This is a genomic window from Ihubacter sp. rT4E-8 (assembly GCF_049852125.1).
In the GTDB taxonomy this organism is placed as follows: domain Bacteria; phylum Bacillota; class Clostridia; order Peptostreptococcales; family Anaerovoracaceae; genus Senimuribacter.
Genome location: NZ_CP187532.1, coordinates 1,416,199 through 1,432,605 on the forward strand (window position 1 = coordinate 1,416,199; position 16,407 = coordinate 1,432,605).

Annotated in this window: 16 protein-coding genes; 12 read left to right on the forward strand and 4 right to left on the reverse strand. The window is 42.4% G+C overall.

Going from position 1 to position 16,407, the window contains the following annotated elements; translation table 11 throughout:
• Nucleotides 1-17: 17 nt before the first annotated feature.
• From spoIVA to ACPW7J_RS07060, 6 genes are all read left to right on the forward strand, one after another.
• The gene (gene spoIVA, locus ACPW7J_RS07035) at nucleotides 18-1,499 is read left to right on the forward strand and encodes a stage IV sporulation protein A (protein ID WP_161873240.1); all 1,482 of its coding nucleotides are present in this window, start codon (nucleotides 18-20) and stop codon (nucleotides 1,497-1,499) included.
• A 160-nt stretch (nucleotides 1,500-1,659) separates the two neighbouring features.
• Nucleotides 1,660-3,123: a cardiolipin synthase gene (gene cls / locus ACPW7J_RS07040; RefSeq protein ID WP_425757434.1), complete on the forward strand. Its 1,464-nt coding sequence runs from the start codon at nucleotides 1,660-1,662 to the stop codon at nucleotides 3,121-3,123.
• Nucleotides 3,124-3,141: 18 nt separating this feature from the next.
• Entirely contained in the window at nucleotides 3,142-4,494 is a 1,353-nt protein-coding gene (locus ACPW7J_RS07045) for a MurT ligase domain-containing protein (RefSeq protein WP_425757436.1), read from the forward strand.
• On the forward strand, nucleotides 4,495-5,253 hold the full coding sequence (locus ACPW7J_RS07050) for a hypothetical protein (protein WP_425757438.1): 759 nt from the start codon (nucleotides 4,495-4,497) through the stop codon (nucleotides 5,251-5,253).
• Between the two features lie 30 nt (nucleotides 5,254-5,283).
• On the forward strand, nucleotides 5,284-5,547 hold the full coding sequence (locus tag ACPW7J_RS07055; protein WP_161873236.1) for a hypothetical protein: 264 nt from the start codon (nucleotides 5,284-5,286) through the stop codon (nucleotides 5,545-5,547).
• 9 nt (nucleotides 5,548-5,556) lie between these two features.
• Nucleotides 5,557-5,772, forward strand: a complete 216-nt coding sequence (locus ACPW7J_RS07060) for a hypothetical protein (protein WP_425757440.1) — start codon at nucleotides 5,557-5,559, stop codon at nucleotides 5,770-5,772.
• A gap of 68 nt (nucleotides 5,773-5,840) precedes the next feature.
• On the opposite strand, the gene ACPW7J_RS07065 is transcribed toward ACPW7J_RS07060, so the two are convergent.
• Nucleotides 5,841-6,206 carry a LysM peptidoglycan-binding domain-containing protein gene (locus ACPW7J_RS07065; RefSeq protein WP_161873234.1) on the reverse strand — a complete coding sequence of 122 codons (366 nt, stop codon included), beginning with the start codon at nucleotides 6,204-6,206 and terminating at the stop codon, nucleotides 5,841-5,843.
• 145 nt (nucleotides 6,207-6,351) lie between these two features.
• On the opposite strand from ACPW7J_RS07065, the gene ACPW7J_RS07070 reads away from it, so the two are divergent.
• Both ACPW7J_RS07070 and clpB read left to right on the forward strand, forming a co-directional pair.
• The gene (locus tag ACPW7J_RS07070) at nucleotides 6,352-7,068 is read left to right on the forward strand and encodes a site-2 protease family protein (RefSeq protein ID WP_425757443.1); all 717 of its coding nucleotides are present in this window, start codon (nucleotides 6,352-6,354) and stop codon (nucleotides 7,066-7,068) included.
• A 570-nt stretch (nucleotides 7,069-7,638) separates the two neighbouring features.
• The gene (gene clpB, locus ACPW7J_RS07075) at nucleotides 7,639-10,233 is read left to right on the forward strand and encodes an ATP-dependent chaperone ClpB (protein ID WP_425757444.1); all 2,595 of its coding nucleotides are present in this window, start codon (nucleotides 7,639-7,641) and stop codon (nucleotides 10,231-10,233) included.
• Nucleotides 10,234-10,727: 494 nt separating this feature from the next.
• On the opposite strand, the gene ACPW7J_RS07080 is transcribed toward clpB, so the two are convergent.
• On the reverse strand, nucleotides 10,728-11,390 hold the full coding sequence (locus ACPW7J_RS07080; RefSeq protein WP_161873231.1) for a GntR family transcriptional regulator: 663 nt from the start codon (nucleotides 11,388-11,390) through the stop codon (nucleotides 10,728-10,730).
• Nucleotides 11,391-11,590: 200 nt separating this feature from the next.
• On the opposite strand from ACPW7J_RS07080, the gene nth reads away from it, so the two are divergent.
• The 3 genes from nth (at nucleotide 11,591) to ACPW7J_RS07095 (ending at nucleotide 14,260) form a co-directional block, all read left to right on the forward strand.
• A complete protein-coding gene (gene nth / locus ACPW7J_RS07085) occupies nucleotides 11,591-12,214 on the forward strand; it encodes an endonuclease III (protein ID WP_161873230.1) in 624 nt (207 codons plus the stop codon).
• Nucleotides 12,215-12,228: 14 nt separating this feature from the next.
• Entirely contained in the window at nucleotides 12,229-13,323 is a 1,095-nt protein-coding gene (locus tag ACPW7J_RS07090) for a fibronectin type III domain-containing protein (protein ID WP_425757446.1), read from the forward strand.
• 121 nt (nucleotides 13,324-13,444) lie between these two features.
• Entirely contained in the window at nucleotides 13,445-14,260 is an 816-nt protein-coding gene (locus tag ACPW7J_RS07095; RefSeq protein ID WP_425757447.1) for a hypothetical protein, read from the forward strand.
• A gap of 61 nt (nucleotides 14,261-14,321) precedes the next feature.
• On the opposite strand, the gene ACPW7J_RS07100 is transcribed toward ACPW7J_RS07095, so the two are convergent.
• Together ACPW7J_RS07100 and ACPW7J_RS07105 are read right to left on the reverse strand one after the other, a co-directional pair.
• Nucleotides 14,322-14,822, reverse strand: coding sequence for an SEC-C metal-binding domain-containing protein (locus tag ACPW7J_RS07100; protein WP_161873227.1), 501 nt, complete (start codon nucleotides 14,820-14,822; stop codon nucleotides 14,322-14,324).
• Nucleotides 14,823-14,847: 25 nt separating this feature from the next.
• Nucleotides 14,848-15,813, reverse strand: a complete 966-nt coding sequence (locus tag ACPW7J_RS07105) for a homoserine dehydrogenase (RefSeq protein ID WP_161873226.1) — start codon at nucleotides 15,811-15,813, stop codon at nucleotides 14,848-14,850.
• 121 nt (nucleotides 15,814-15,934) lie between these two features.
• Between ACPW7J_RS07105 and trmL the strand changes: the two genes are divergently transcribed.
• Nucleotides 15,935-16,405, forward strand: coding sequence for a tRNA (uridine(34)/cytosine(34)/5-carboxymethylaminomethyluridine(34)-2'-O)-methyltransferase TrmL (trmL, locus tag ACPW7J_RS07110; protein ID WP_161873225.1), 471 nt, complete (start codon nucleotides 15,935-15,937; stop codon nucleotides 16,403-16,405).
• The last annotated feature ends 2 nt before the right edge of the window (nucleotides 16,406-16,407 follow it).

A 16,407-nucleotide genomic window follows, 5' to 3' on the forward strand; every position in this document is an offset into this window, starting at 1 on the left:
AGAAAGAGGACGAAGGTATGACGGATGGAAATATTTATAAGTATATCGCTGAAAGGACAGGCGGAGAGATTCATGCTGGCATTGTAGGTCCTGTCAGAACAGGCAAATCTACGTTTATCAAGCGATTCATGGAATTATTTGTAGTTCCGGGCATTGAAAATACCTATGTGAGAAGCCGGGTCGTCGACCTGCTGCCTCAAAGTGGCGATGGCAGAACCATTACCACCACGGAACCCAAATTCATTCCTGAGGAAGCAGTAAAGATCAAAGTAGGAAGCGCTTCTATGGCGATTCGGCTGGTAGATTGCGTGGGCTATTTGGTGCCAGGTGTGTTGGGTCATCAGGAGGAAGGAAAAAGCCGCATGGTGAAGACACCATGGAGTGCAGAACCAATTCCTTTTGAGGAGGCTGCTGAGGTAGGAACAGAAAAGGTGATCACCGATCACTCTACGGTAGGAATTCTTGTTACTTGCGATGGAAGCTTTGGAGAACTGCCCAGAGAGAGTTACATAAAGGCTGAGGAAAAGACGGCAGCGCAGCTGAGAGCCTTGGGAAAGCCTTTCGTTATCGTATTGAACAGTAGTCAGCCTGCTTCACCAAAGAACCGGCAATTGGCCGCATCTATGGAAGAAAAGTATGGTGTTCCTGTCATCTCAGCAGATTGCGCCCGAATGGATGCTGATATTCCGGCAAAGATATTTGACGCATTGCTGCGTGAATTTCCGGTTAGCGAGATTTTTATCGACTTGCCGGACTATATGGACGCTTTGCCGCCAGATCACGGGATTAAAGCGGGATTGGTGGAAGCCGTTCGAGGATGGATGGAAACTGTAGACACAGTGAGCAGCGCCAGTGAATCTGTTCAGATGCTGTCCGCTTGCCCTTATGTAAAACAGGCGAAGGTTGCCAGCTGTGAGATGGCAACGGGCAGACTGTATGTAGACGTACAGCTTCAGGATGGTCTGTATTATGAAATCATCGGGGAACTGCTTCATCATTCGGTTTCTGGAGATCGTGAACTGTTCCTGCTGTTAAAAGATTATGCCCGTGCGAAGGAATCTTACGACGATATGGAAGCAGCTCTTATGAATGTTGGACGCACCGGTTACGGGATTGTTCATCCAAAGCTGTCGCAGATGAATCTAGGTCAGCCAGAGGTTTTTCATCAGGGAAACAAATATGGAGTGCGGCTCGTAGCTTCAGCGCCGTGTTTGCACATGATCCGTACAGATATTACGACAGAAATATCTCCGATCGTAGGCAGTGAACAACAGTCTGCAGACTTGGCAAAATATCTGATGGAGAAGTTTCAGGCTTCGGGAGAGGAAGAAGATATCTGGGAGACGAATCTTTTCGGAAAATCTCTTCAAGAACTGGTAGTAGAGCAAATGGATGGCAAATTGACGGCTATGCCTGCTGCACTGCAGGAAAAGGTGCAGCGCTCTTTACAAAAAATCAGTAATGAAGGTAAGGATTATTTTATCTGTATCATATTATAAAATGGTAATTATAAGACCGGTAGGCAGAGCAGTATATGGTTTTTGCATGCCGGTCTTTGTATTCCGGATATTTTCTTGATTTCTGGTGGAATATTTCTGCGAGATATGATAAAATACTCCTATTAGGCAATATGAAAAAGGGGACAAAGGGGATTCGGATATGACATATTTTATCAGCTTTTTTACAGAAAACGATTGGACAACCCTTATTTATTGTGTGAATTTGATCATCGCTTTGACAATTATATTTCTGGAACGAAAAAATCCAGCCGCCACACTAGCCTGGATTTTAGTGCTTTATGTGCTGCCGATACTGGGAATATTCTTGTATTTGATGCTTTCACAGAACATTTCAAGACAGAAAATTTACCGGCTTTCAGAGCATGAAAAACGCGTTATGGGAGAAGAACTGCGTGAGCAGACTGCAGATATGGAAGCAGGACGATTTTTATTTGAAAATGAAACGGCAAAAAGCTGGAAACGGATGATCAAGCTGAATCAGGTGTATGGTAATGCATTCCTGACACAAAATAATGAGATAGAACTGCTGACAGATGGGAAACAAATGTTTCAGAGATTGATTCATGATATACGCCATGCTAATCATTCTATTCACGTTATGAGCTATATTATCAAAGATGATCGAATAGGGAAACAGTTGATTGAGGTTTTAACTGAAAAAGCGAAGGAGGGTGTGGAAGTACGGCTTCTTATGGATGCTATGGGAAGCCGATTTATCAATGATTGGAGATTAAGAGATTACCTTGGAGCAGGAGGTAAGGCAGCGTATTTTTTCAAGCCTAAATTGAAGTACCTTTACTTAAAAATGAATTACAGGAATCACCGGAAAATTGCTGTTATCGATGGAAAATGCGGATATATCGGCGGATTTAACATCGCAAGAGAATACCTGGGTCTAAAGAGGAAATTTGGATACTGGCGTGATACGCATATCAGGATCAAGGGAGGGAGCGTTCAGGATTTAAATGCGCGTTTTATTATGGATTGGCGTTTTGCATCAGGCGAGCAGGTAGAATTGTCGCAGGTGTATTTCGGACAAGCAGAAGGCGGGGGTAATTGCGCAGTACAGATTGTTTCCAGCGGTCCGGATTCAACACGTGAGGAAATCAAGCGGTCGATGATGAGAATGATTACTTTTGCTGAAAAGTCTGTTTACGTTCAAACACCATACTTCGTTCCGGATCCCAGTATGCTGGAATCCCTGAAAATGGCGGCGCAGTCCGGGGTAGACGTACGCATCATGATACCTTGCATGCCGGATCATATCTTTGTTTACTGGGCTACGTTGGCTTACTGTGGAGAATTGATTCGTTCCGGCGCAAGAGTTTTTATCTATAATAATGGATTTCTTCATGCTAAGACATTGGTCGTGGATGGGGAAGTATCTACAGTTGGATCAGCGAATTTCGACAGACGAAGCTTCCGTCTTAATTTCGAGTCTAATGCCTTTATTTACGATCAGGACTTTGCATCGAGGATGGAGAGGCAGTTTCTGGAGGACATGAAAATGGGTTATGAGCTGACGTTGGAGCTGTATGAAAAGAGAACGCATTTTATCCGATTTAAAGAGGCAATTTCCAGATTGCTGTCAGATATATTATAACAGGAGGACATAGACATCATGAAGTTTTACCTAGCATTATGGTTTGCAAAAATCATCAATGTCATCATCAACATTGTGGACAAGAGCCGCGGCTCAAATTTCTCTGGTCAGAAGGCTATGAAAATTGACCCGCAGATGGTGGCTCATTTTAAGGGTATTGATTATTCTAAGGTGTTGTTTATCACGGGAACCAACGGTAAATCTACTACCAATAATCTGGTAAATCACATCTTTCGTACCAACGGAAGGAAGGTCGTTTCCAATCTGGAAGGCGCGAATTTGATTTACGGCGTCGCTACGGCATTATCAAAGGCTTCTAGTTTGACGGGACGCATTAAAGCAGACTATATCATTTTTGAGACGGACGAACGGTATCTGCCGCTGATTTACAAGCAACTGCCTGCTGCTAATATTATGATTACCAATTTGCAGAAGGATCAGGTTCAGAGAAACGGAGATCCGGATTTCATTTACCGGAAGGTCTTTGACGGATTGCCTTCGGGCATACGTTTTTTCTTAAATAATGAGGAACCGAGAACACGGTCGTTTGATATCAAATCAGACCATATCGTAACTTACGGTGTGGCGCGTCATGAGGAGAGCTTTACCAAGGGAGAAACGTTTCCTACTATGGCATGTCCGCGATGCAGGCATAAGATTGTCTTCGACTATTATAATAATGACGGCGTAGGGAAGTTCCATTGTACCCATTGCGGCTTGGCGGCAGACGCCACGGCAGACTATACCATTACGGATGTAAATTTTGCTGAACGGAAATTCAAGCTGGGCGATGTAGGGTTTACAATGCCGTACGATACCCCATATATGTGCTATAATTACGCAGGGGCGCTTGCGGTAGCTAAGGAACTGGGCGGTATTGAGCCTGCGGATGCAGCAAAGGCGTTCGGCAGCTTTAAGAATGTAGGCGGCCGTTTTGAGATTCTAAAATATAAGGACAAGACCATTAAATATATGCGGATTAAACAAGAAAATCCGGAAACGCTACAGACCTGTATCAATGTGATGGCTGCTGACAAGGAGAGAAAAATGGTGTGCCTGGGGCTCTGCCCATTGATCGATATGATTCCACACTATACCAATTCTTTCTACGCCTTCGACTGTGATTTGTCCGGTCTTGTGAAATCCGATGTGGAGAGGTATTTCTGTTTCTCTGAAGCGGTCTGCTTCGATACTGCCAATCGTTTAATTTATGAGGGCGTGGATCGATCTCAGATATCTATTGCAGAAACAGAAGATGTAGAAACGATTTTCAAGGAAATTGAAGAGGCTGAGACGAAGAATATCTATTTGATTACATGGCTGCATACCTTTGAGCATATGAAGAAGTACATCGACAAGGAGGGAAAATAAATGAGACAGTTGAAAATTGCATGGCTTTTTCCTGACACGTTGTATCTTCACGGAGAGAGAGGGAATATACTGGCATTACAGCGAATTGCTGCACAGAAAGGTCTGGAGACTTTTATAGAGCGAATCGACTTTGAGACAATGGAATTTCGACCTTTGGGCTATGATATCATTTTCTGTCCGCCGGGAGAAATTGTATCATTGCCGACCGTACTGGAATATTTGAAACCGCTGAAAGCAGAATTTGAAGAGTTTGTTCGCGGCGGAAAGATTTTGATTGCTACGGGAACTTCTATTGCGCTGTGGTGTAGCAAGGTGGAACGAACGGACGGCAGTTGTTTTGAAGGTATGGGGCTTGTGGATGCTGTCGCCAGGGAGAACAGCGCAGTTTATGGAGATGATCTGTATTTTCGTTGCGAATATGGTGGTAAACAACTGGAAATCATCGGAAACCAGATTCAAATGGCAGATTTTCTTTCTGACAGTGAGACTTCATTTGGCCAGCTTATCTATGGTTACGGCAATACCGGCGGCGACCGGCACGAAGGATTTTTAAAAGAAAATTCCATCTTTACAAATACGCTGGGACCGATGTTGGTAACCAATCCATGGCTCACAGAACAAATTATTGATACAGCAGCCAAGTCGGCCGGTCTTTTGCCGTCGGAGGAAACGCTAGACGTGTCTTTGGAAACGGAGTCTTTCGAAGCAAAGAAACGTTTTATTCAGACAAAAGAAACCAGATTAACTAATTGTAAATAGTAAAAAGTGCATGATGAAAGGAGAAATAATATGGCCTTTTTAGACAAACTGACCGATGCAGCAGCTGCCATCGGCGATAAAGCAAATGATGCGATTGAAATAACTAAGATTAAGACAAAAATTAACGGAGAGAAAAAAGACATTGAGGAAGAATTAGCTTGCCTGGGTCGCATTTATTATGAAAGAGCGCAGGCCGGAGAAATCCTCACGGATGAGGCAATGTGCATTGTCAGCCGTGTCGCGGCACATTACGAAGTTGTAGCTGATTTGGAAAAACAGTTAAATGAAATTTAGGAGGAACTTATGTCAGAAGAAATGGCTTGTAAAACATGCAGGCTGAAAGCTTTTTTTGAAAAGGAGCATACGGCGTCAGAGAAGGCCGGTATGGTGGCGGCCGCTTTGCTGGTAGGTTTAGCAGCGGGAATATTGCTGTCGCCGGTAAGGAACGGTATTCATATAGAAGCTTCAGTTGGATCTCATAATGGTTGCAACAATCGAGACTGTGGTGTAAAAAAATAAAAAAGCAGGCAGTGAGGGTCGGGTTTTCCGATATGTTCACTGCTTGCTCCTTTGTTAGACAGAAAGTTTTACAGTGGTACGATGAGTTCTGTACCGATCATCAAATTGTACGGGTCAATGGATGGATTCGCATTCATAATATCGTCCAGCTTGACGCCGTGTTTCTTTGCAATTAAGTAAAGCGTATCGCCTGCTTCTACAACATGAATTGTCTGTTGCGGTTCTGATGGGACATCTTCTGCAGGCGGCTGCGGCAGCTGAGAAGGGTCGCCCGGTATACATAACTTAGCGCCAATCTGCAGGTTATAAGGATTGGTAATGCAGTTGACCTTCATCAGGAGAGGAACTGGCAGATCATATTTCTCTGCGATACTGTAAAGGGTGTCTCCGGCTGAAATCGTATAGACGTCGACACATACAAGTGTATGATTCATGAAAAAACCACCTTTCATTTTTGACTTCCTCATGGTGAAGCGCCGTGGCGGCAGCCGAAAAGAAAGTCTTTGTAATATCATATTTGCAAACGAGCGGAAATGTGATAAAATATTTAGAAATATATTGGGAAGGAGTATTTTTTCTTTGAAAAGATTTATACAATCACCAGCTTTTATTATCATTATCGCGCTGGTTATATTAAATTTTCTGGATGGTGATTTCAGTGATCCTATGGGATGGCTGATACAGAAGCTAATTCTATTGCCGGGTATCGTGATCGGTTTATCCTTTCATGAATTTGCACATGGCATTGTAAGCTATGCGCTGGGAGATCCAACGCCAAAGCTGCAGGGAAGATTGACAATCAATCCGGCGGCTCATATGGATCCGTTTGGATTCGTGGCATTGTTGTTTGCCGGATTTGGATGGGGTATTCCTGTACAGATCAACCCAGGGTATTACAAGCATCGGAGAAGGGATGAACTTTTAGTATCCCTGGCAGGTGTCGTAATGAATTTTATCATTGCTATGATCTTTGCATTAGGCCTGAGATTTCTGTTTATGCAAAATCCAACATGGCTCATGAGCAGTATGGGGGATATTGTAACACAAATTCTTATGTCTGTAGTGTCTATCAATATAGTGCTAATGATTTTTAATTTATTTCCGATACCGCCGTTGGATGGATTTGGCATTATTACAGAACTGTTTAATTTACGTAAATATGACTGGTACTATAAAATTTATGACAAAGGTTTTCTGATTTTGCTCGCCTTGATACTTCTGGGTGTTACAGATAAGGTGTTGGGACCGGCGGTAAGCGCGGTGCTGGGATGGATTATTAACAGCATCATCTTTTGATTTCAAGGTTTACGCACGCTTCGAATTTCTGTGTCAATTGGATTCATTTCGCTTGATCAGTTAAAGCTAGGATGAAAAGGCAAGATGAGCAAAGAGGGCATGGATGCGTGTTGTGCAGATGATGTGATGGGAAGTGGTTTTGCACAACTTTTTTCAGAAAGGTTGTGCGGGAAGGTCTAAAAAAGAGGAATCTGCAAAACTTTGACTGCAGAAGTTCAGATTAGGATAGAATAAGTTGTGCAAAAGAGGGTTAAAATGCTCTGTTTTACACAACTTTTTTGATGCAATCATTGGTTTTCCTCGTTACAGAGGAAAAAAGTTGTGCATGAGTTGAAATTCTATTGGAGTTTGCACAACTAACGGAGTAGGAGGTTGTGCAGATTGAAGATAAATTCTTATATTTGCACAACTCTTTTAAGAAAATCTAAACGCGAGCTGTGACAGATACAAAATGGTTGTTAGCACTCTTATTTGATGAGTGCTAAAAAAGTGCTTTACTTTTTGTCAAAGCAGGTATAGAATAATCTCAGAGTTTGAAACTATATGTGATACACATTGGGGGGTGAAGTTATGAACATAGAGAAATTTACACAGAATGCGCAATCCGCAATTATGGATTGTCAGAACATCGCAATTTCTGAAGGGCATCAAATGTTGGACGGGGAGCATCTACACTTGGCTCTCTTAATGCAGAAGGACGGTCTGATTTCGAAGCTTTTGAAGTATATGGAATTGGAACCGGCTTATATGATTGCAGAGCTGCAGGAAGAAATTGAAAAGCTGCCGAAGGTTTCGGGCGACGCAGGGAATATTTATGCTTCCAGAAGGCTGAACCAAATTTTGATGAATGCGGAAAAACAGGCGGAGCAGTTTAAGGATGAGTATGTTAGCGTGGAACATCTGTATCTGGCGCTTCTTTCTGAACGCGGAACACCTTCTGCAAGAATTTTTTCTAAATATCATATTACGAAGGATAAATTTTTGGAGGCGTTAGCTAAGGTGCGGGGAAACCAGAGAGTAACCAGCCAGAATCCGGAGGAAAACTACGACGCTCTGAATAAATACGGTCGTGATCTGGTAGAAATGGCCAGAGAAGGAAAATTGGATCCAGTGATCGGGCGAGATAGTGAGATCAGACATGCGATTCAGATTTTATCCAGAAGAACAAAAAACAATCCTGTACTAATCGGCGAGCCGGGCGTAGGAAAGACTGCTGTTGTTGAAGGACTGGCACAGCGGATTTTGAACGGAGACGTACCTGAAGGTTTGAAGGATAAAACTATCTTTGCTCTGGATATGGGCGCATTAATTGCGGGCGCTAAATTTCGCGGTGAATTTGAGGAACGACTGAAAGCAGTGCTTAGTGAGGTGGAGAAGTCTGAAGGCAGAATTATTTTATTCATCGATGAAATTCACAATATAGTCGGCGCTGGAAGAACAGAGGGCTCTATGGATGCGGGTAATTTGCTGAAGCCGAAGCTTGCCAGAGGGGAACTACACTGCATCGGCGCTACTACTTTAGATGAATACAGAAAGTATATTGAGAAGGATGCTGCTTTGGAACGGCGTTTTCAAAAGGTTCTGGTGGATCAGCCTACAGTGGAGGATACCATATCTATTCTTCGTGGTTTGAAAGAGCGCTTTGAAATTCATCACGGCGTTAGGATTACAGATAGCGCGCTGATCGCTTGCGCAACTTTGTCTGACCGTTATATCAGCGATCGTTTTTTGCCTGATAAAGCCATTGATTTGATGGATGAAGCCGCGTCGAAGATTCGTACAGAGATTGACAGTCTTCCAACGGAGCTGGATCAGATTTCTCGTAAAATTATGCAGTTGGAAATTGAAAAGCAGGCTCTATCTAAGGAAACAGATAAGGGTTCTCTTTCTCGCCTTGAGTCGCTGGAAAAGGAATTAGCGCAACTGAAAGAGGAAAACGCTTCCATGCGCGCACAATGGGAGAATGAGAAGAAAGCCATTACGGAGTTAAAGGGAACGAAGGAACAAATTGAAGAAGTTCGCCGTCAAATGGAAGACGCGGAACGTAATTACGATCTGGAAAAGTTAGCTCAGTTAAAATATGGAACATTGCCTGAATTGGAAAAGAAGCTCCATGCAGAAAAGCAAAACGCAGAAAGAGCAGAAGAAAATCGTTTACTGAAAGAGGAAGTAGGCGAAGAAGAAATCGCGGAGGTTGTATCGGGTTGGACAGGTATTCCGGTGGCAAAGCTGGTGGAATCAGAGAAGGAAAAATTGCTGAAGCTTCCTGATATTCTGCATCACAGAGTAGTAGGACAGGAGGAAGGCGTACTGGCCGTATCTGAGGCGATTTTGAGGGCCAGAGCAGGTCTGAAGGATGAAAACAGACCGATTGGTTCTTTCATCTTCTTGGGACCTACCGGCGTGGGAAAAACAGAGCTGGCAAAAGCTTTATCTGAATCTCTCTTTGACACTGAGAAAAACATGATTCGTATTGATATGTCTGAGTACATGGAGAAACATTCCGTGTCTCGTCTGGTCGGCGCGCCTCCGGGATACGTTGGATATGATGAGGGCGGTCAGCTGACGGAGGCAGTGCGAAGAAGGCCGTATAGTGTAATTCTGTTTGATGAGATTGAGAAGGCGCATCCTGATGTGTTTAATATTTTGCTTCAGCTTTTGGATGACGGCAGACTTACGGATAATCAGGGAAGAACTGTGGATTTCAAAAATACCATTGTCATTATGACATCTAATATCGGAAGCAGCCAGTTGATCGATAACATTAAAAGTGATGGTACAATTGATTCCTCAACAAAAGAAGCGGTTCAAAATCAATTGAAGAATTATTTCCGCCCGGAATTTCTTAACCGTATCGATGACATCGTCGTGTTCAGTCCATTGACGGAGGAACAGATTATCCGTATTATTCAACTTTCGCTCAAAGGTTTGGAAAGGCGGCTGGCAGAAAGAGATATTAAACTGCAGCTGACAGAGAAGGGCAAAAGATTTATTGCCAGAGAATCTTATGATCCGAATTATGGCGCTCGTCCTGTTAAACGTTTTTTGCAGAAAAATGTGGAGACAGCATTGGCCTCAAAGCTGATCAAAGGAGATATCATCGATGGAGATACCGTTGTGATAGATTCTGACGGAGATACTTTAACCTTTACTGCAGAAAAATAGTACGCGTAGATATTTTTATGTAAACGACGGCTGTCGGAGGATGATGATCCTTGGACAGCCGTCGTTTACTTTTCTAATACAAATAAATATAAAATATGATTTTTATTGAAAAAATATTAATTATATAGTAAGATAAATATAAAGAATTAAGTTTTATAATTATTTAGCAAAGGGGAAGGTGAATTTTAATGGAATGTAACATGTTTCAGGCTTGGAAGAAGACTAAAAAAAGATTGTTTTTAGCTATACCGTTTTATTTATTCTATATACTCTATATGGTGATAAAAGATTATGGGGATTGGGATGCTATCATTTTTGAATGCTTTACTTTGACTGCAATTTTCATTGCATTGATAGTTTGCATGTTGATAGTATATTATATAAGTATTAAGGTTAAAAAATAGGGTTTTGAATTGACAAAACTGAATCAATTGTAGCTTTATAGCGACGGCTGTCGGAGGATGATGATCCTTGGACAGCCGTCGTTTACTTATTCATTTAAATTTTCGGCTAAGAGCATTTTCCATATGGGTAGACATGGCCAGTGCGCCGCCATCTACATCGCGGGCAAGAAAAGCCTGATAGATTGCGCGATGTTCTTCCAATACAATAGTCAAATAGTCAGGCGCATAGAAGTTGGAAGGGTTGCAGTATTTCAGGTAAGTTTGATAATTGGTCAGCAGCTGCTGTAGCATACGGTTATGTGTGGCAGCGTAGATGATTTGATGAAAAGCAGCGTTTATGCTTTGCATTTTGTTGATATCATTTTTCATCGTATAAAACTCCATAAATTCGAAGGTTTCATCAAGCTCATCACGTTCTTCATCTGTAATACGCTGGATTGCCCATCTGACAGCCTGTATTTCATAATTTGTACGCAGTATTTGCATGTCCTGAATATCCTGAGCGGAGAGCCCCAGCACAAAAGCGCCGCGATTGGGTATCTTTTCGATAAGACCATCCATTTCCAATTGGTGTAAAGCTTCTCTAACGGGAATCCTGCTGACCTTATATTCATTACAGATTTTTTGTTCTGTCAATTTTTCGCCGGGATGAAGCTTACCTGTGAGAATATCTTCCTGTAGTTCTGTATAAAGATTAGTGGATAATGGCTGACTGCCGGTTTTTCCATCTTCTAAGTATTGTATAATCGACATGTGAATCCTCCTGATTTTGACCGTATACAATTATATTGGCATGATTCCCGCTTGTCAAGAGTAGCTTCTCACAGAAACTTAAAAAGCAGGCTGTTAAAATTGCCATTTATGCTGCCGACTGACGGCATACAAAAACGTTCGCCGTTTTAATATTGCAGGCCAGGTTGTCAAAAAACGTTTTTTTTTGTATAATATCAGGTATGAAAAAGGAAACTATAGAGAAAATTTTAGATCTGTTGGAGGAAACCTACCCGGAAGCGGAATGTGCCCTTCATCATCAAAACGTATTTCAACTTATTGTGGCAGTGGCTTTATCAGCTCAAACCACAGATAAAAGCGTAAATCTGGTGACGCCGGATCTGTTCTCGGCATATCCTGATGCTTATGCCCTGGCGAATGCCGACCCGGAGGAGGTTAGTGAATATATCAAGAGGATCGGCATGTATAAGACAAAGTCTAAAAATATCGTGGGTATGGCGAAAGCGCTGGTAGAGAATTATGAAGGAAACGTACCGGATGATTACGATAAGCTGGTTGCTTTGCCCGGCGTAGGAAGAAAGACAGCAAATGTGGTTCTTTCTGTGGGATTTGGCCACCAAAGGATCGCAGTTGATACGCATGTTTTTCGCGTCGCTAATCGTATCGGTTTGACCTGTGAGAAAGATGTATTGAAAACAGAACTGGCTTTGATGGAGTGTTTGCCTGAGGAAAGATGGTCCAGGACACATCACTCTTTGATTTTTCATGGAAGGAATTGTTGCGCGGCCAGAAAGCCCGACTGTGAGAACTGCACGATTGCTGATTACTGCGAAAAGCATTTGTAGTTTAGGAGGAACAGATGAAGAAACGAATATTGACACTTTTTCTGATATGTTTTACGGTGTTCTGTACGTTGCCGTTATCTGCGGAGGCCGCTTTTGCGGAAGAGGATATGACTTATTTTACCGGTCGTGATTGTACTTCCAATAAAACAGCGGCTGCAACTATCGACTTTGTAATGAACAAATATAAAAGTATGTCTAAGTACCCGGGAAGCGGGCAGTGCTGGGGTTATGCCGAGAAGATCAGTTCTATGCTGGCCGCGTCCAGAGAAACAAAATATTATACAGGACTAAGGCTTACGGAAAAGAATTTTAAAAATAAATGTCTTAATGCCAAAGCCGGTACGCATATCCGACTCAATCGTGAGAAGAAGTTTAATGCATGGAAAGGGCATTCGGTGGTATTGTTAAAAGTGACGGAAGAACAAGTCGTATGGGCAGATAATAACTATGCTGGGGAAAATACAGTTGCGTATTATTCAGGGACTATAGAGGATTTTCTTTGGAATTATGGTCAGTACGGCTACATCAATATGGTAGCAAAGCCTATCAAATACAGAACCTATAGCGAGCCGCAGGTATCTTCCGGCGCCGACGAGAAAAAAGGCGGCGTACGATTGACGTGGCTGAAGCTTTCGGGCTGCAGCCAGTATGAGGTTTATCGCAGTTATTCTAAAAGCGGATCGTATAAGAGAATCGCCAAGGTAGCAGATACTAATTTTACGGATAATGCCGGCAGACTGGGAGAAAAGGCTTACTATAAGGTTAAAGCTGTAAAGCGCAGCGGCAGTAAGTACAGCAATGTGACCAGCCGTATCTCAAAGTTAATGATACCTTGGCCGGAAATAAGCAATGACGCGGTTACAGGGCAGGTCGTTCTGAATTGGAAGCCGGTGCCGAAGGCTGACCGATATATTATCTATCGAATGGATTTGGATACGGGTGAATATAAGAAAATTGAAACGACGACCGAATGCAGCTTTACTGATACGGACAGCAATGATCAGAATGCATATTATTTTTATCGTATGAAAGCCGTGTGCGACACAAACAGTAAAGGCAATTCGCCTTACGTATATATGGGATGGTGTAGGAATGAACCTCTTTATTAGACTGGTTTACAAGAATAATGTATTTGACAACACTGTCGTTTCTGTGTAAAATTAGAAGTATGTGAAAGGGTAATGGGCCTGGAGGTGAACATTGAAAACTGTTCTAATCTAAGGAGGACCCATGAAAAGAAAAATAATAGCCGCCTTTCTGGCGGCAATTCTCTCGATGACAGCTATGCCTTTTTTTACAGTACAGACATATGCCTATAGCGAAGGTTCTACCTTTGAGGGAAAGGATTGTACCGATAATGAAAATGCCGCGGCTGCCATAGACTATTTAATGAATCGCTATCCTCATGGGAAGACGTTTGACAGTCCGGGAACCTGTTGGGGATATGCAGTGAAGATAAACGACTTGCTGGCAGATAGCAGCAGAAGCAGCTATTATAATGGTTTGCGTTTTACGAAAACGAATTTTAAAAATAAATGCCTGCGTGCTCGAGCGGGAACACATATCCGGTTTTCTCACGGCAGTACCTTTAACGGGGGATATGGACATTCCGTGGTACTGCTGGAAGTAGATGATAATAAAGTATTGTGGGCAGATAATAACTACTATGCATATAATACGGTTTGCTATTATCAGGGGACTTTAAATGACTTTTACAAGTGCTATGGTCAGTATGGCTATATCAATATGGTATCAAAGCCCGTTAAATATAAGATATATGATACGCCGAGAACAGCTGCTAAAGCGCTGAAGGCGGCCGGGCGGATTCGTTTGAACTGGATGAAGGCTTCGGCAGCAGAGCGCTATCAGATTTATCGAAGCTATGCGAAAGACGGTGAATATAAGCTGATAGGCGAAGTGGAAAATGATATATTCCAGTTTACTGATGATACGGTAAAAAAGGGTAAGAAGGCCTGGTATAAGATAAAAGCTGTTAAGGAATCCGGAAATAAGTGGAGCGGCGCAGTAAGTTGCCGGGCAAATTGATTGAAAAACGTTATGAAGAAGATAAAGACCCTGTGGTGAGCAGGGTCTTTGTTAGATGTTTTTAAGCATTTTTGCCGCAGCATTTTTTGTATTTTTTACCGCTGCCGCAAGGACAAGGGTCATTTCTGCCGGGCTTTTTTTCCACGTGTACAGTTTTTGAACGTTTATATGTTTTGACGATTTCGATTCTTTTTTCTTCACTAAGGACATCGTCCCAGGCAGGGATTGTGAACAGATAATCGGCTTCTGCTTTCAGCATGTTAAAGAATAGCTTTTCGAAGTCAATATCAAGATCAATAGATGTTTCATCAGTTACTGCCTCTAAGTCAATTTCCTCGTTGAGACTGCTGTTGATTCCGTCTAGAAATCCGACAAAGATAGTCTTATTACACTGAAATTTTTCTACCAGTTCAGCAACTGTCCCAGTCATATGTTCTGTAGGATGTTCCAGGATATGTGTGTACAATTTTGTTTCTGTTTCTGCATATTCTTTCCAGAAATCCTCGAATGTTTCTTCTGTCTGGTTATCGATGAGATTTTTCCAATCTTCGTATAAGCTCATGTAAAGTTTCCTCCTATGGTGTTTCTTACAGTTCTTTTGCAATAGCCAGAATATCTCCTACGATTGCGCTGCCAGTAGGCAGAGCGCCTGCTCCTTTTCCGTAGAACATGACTTCGTCTACAGCATTGCCTGTGACATAAATCGCGTTGAATTCATTGGATACGCCGGCCAGAGGGTGGGAATTTTCAATTTCCATCGGCTTTACGCTGTATTCTACAGTATCCCCAACCTTCTTCGCTTGTGCGATCAATTTAATTTTGCAATTCTTTTCCTTTGCAGCTTCAATATCATCCATGGTGATTTTACTGATACCTACGGTTGGGATCTCTGTAGGAGGCACGTATTTATCGAAGCATAACGCCATAAGAATGGAAAGCTTGTTTGCTACATCAATACCTTCTACGTCAGCGGTTGGATCAGCTTCGGCGAAACCCTTTGCCTGCGCGTCTTTCAGCACGTCAGCATAATTCAAACCCAGATCAGTCATTTTTGTAAGAATGTAATTGGTAGTTCCGTTGAGAATTCCCATGACTTCGGTGAATTCATTGCCCGCCAAAGCTTCCTGAATGGCAGTTAATGCAGGAATACCACCACCTACGCTAGCCTCAAAACGAAAGCGAACGTTATGCTCGTCGGCAACTCTCTGTAGTTTGTCAAAGTTTGCGGCGACCGCTGCTTTGTTAGGGGTAACGACGCTTTTACCGTGTTCCATGGCAGTTAGCATGAAAGTGGTAGATGGCTCAATGCCTCCCAGGGATTCAACAACGATGTCAATCTCAGGATCTTTCAAAATATCATCAGGATTTTGTGTCGCGCAGGATTCTGGCAATCCCAGGGTTTTCAACCTGTCCATATTTTTTTCCAGAACGCGAACGACTTTGATCTCTTTACCGATTCTCTTTTGGATTAATTCTCTGTTCATGTCTAGGATCTCGTAAGTTCCACCGCCTACGGTACCCAGACCAAGTATTCCAATTTTTACTGTTTTCATAACAGCCTCCTTGTACAAAATTTCCGTTGCTAAAAATTATATACTAAAATTTGATTTTTGTCTTTAAATTTTTGCAAAAAACATTTATGATGTTAATGGAATTGTTTTATAGGAGGAAAAAATGTCACTGCATATCGTTTTTGTTGAACCGGAGATTCCCCCTAACACAGGCAATATTGCCAGAACCTGCGCGGCTACGGACACGTGTTTGCATCTTGTAGAACCACTGGGGTTTTCCATTGATGACAAAGCAGTTAGAAGAGCGGGACTGGACTATTGGCCATATGTGAATTTGGAGGTACATTCCAGCTTGTCCGCGTTTTTGGAAAAATATGAGGATCACACGATGTATTTGGCAACTACAAAGGGCGGACGAATTTATACAGAAGTTTCATATAAAGATGAAGATATGATTTTGTTTGGACGAGAAACGGCCGGATTGCCGAAGGAATTCATCCTTGAAAGACAGGAACAGGCAATTCGTATACCTATGAGTGCGAATACGCGGCTGCGTTCGTTCAATCTTTCCAATTCCGCCAATATTATTCTGTTTGAAGCGCTGAGACAATTAAACTTTCCTGGTTTGAAATAAGC

Bases quoted from the DNA above. Each gene is read 5' to 3' on its own strand.
- ACPW7J_RS07095 (WP_425757447.1), top strand. From the start codon at position 13,445: ATGAAAAGAAAAATAATAGCCGCCTTTCTGGCGGCAATTCTCTCGATG.
- ACPW7J_RS07045 (WP_425757436.1), top strand. From the start codon at position 3,142: ATGAAGTTTTACCTAGCATTATGGTTTGCAAAAATCATCAATGTCATC.
- cls (WP_425757434.1), top strand. From the start codon at position 1,660: ATGACATATTTTATCAGCTTTTTTACAGAAAACGATTGGACAACCCTT.
- spoIVA (WP_161873240.1), top strand. From the start codon at position 18: ATGACGGATGGAAATATTTATAAGTATATCGCTGAAAGGACAGGCGGA.
- ACPW7J_RS07050 (WP_425757438.1), top strand. From the start codon at position 4,495: ATGAGACAGTTGAAAATTGCATGGCTTTTTCCTGACACGTTGTATCTT.
- ACPW7J_RS07080 (WP_161873231.1), bottom strand. From the start codon at position 11,390: ATGTCGATTATACAATACTTAGAAGATGGAAAAACCGGCAGTCAGCCA.
- trmL (WP_161873225.1), top strand. From the start codon at position 15,935: ATGTCACTGCATATCGTTTTTGTTGAACCGGAGATTCCCCCTAACACA.
- ACPW7J_RS07105 (WP_161873226.1), bottom strand. From the start codon at position 15,813: ATGAAAACAGTAAAAATTGGAATACTTGGTCTGGGTACCGTAGGCGGT.
- ACPW7J_RS07055 (WP_161873236.1), top strand. From the start codon at position 5,284: ATGGCCTTTTTAGACAAACTGACCGATGCAGCAGCTGCCATCGGCGAT.
- ACPW7J_RS07090 (WP_425757446.1), top strand. From the start codon at position 12,229: ATGAAGAAACGAATATTGACACTTTTTCTGATATGTTTTACGGTGTTC.
- ACPW7J_RS07060 (WP_425757440.1), top strand. From the start codon at position 5,557: ATGTCAGAAGAAATGGCTTGTAAAACATGCAGGCTGAAAGCTTTTTTT.
- ACPW7J_RS07065 (WP_161873234.1), bottom strand. From the start codon at position 6,206: ATGAATCATACACTTGTATGTGTCGACGTCTATACGATTTCAGCCGGA.
- ACPW7J_RS07100 (WP_161873227.1), bottom strand. From the start codon at position 14,822: ATGAGCTTATACGAAGATTGGAAAAATCTCATCGATAACCAGACAGAA.
- nth (WP_161873230.1), top strand. From the start codon at position 11,591: ATGAAAAAGGAAACTATAGAGAAAATTTTAGATCTGTTGGAGGAAACC.
- clpB (WP_425757444.1), top strand. From the start codon at position 7,639: ATGAACATAGAGAAATTTACACAGAATGCGCAATCCGCAATTATGGAT.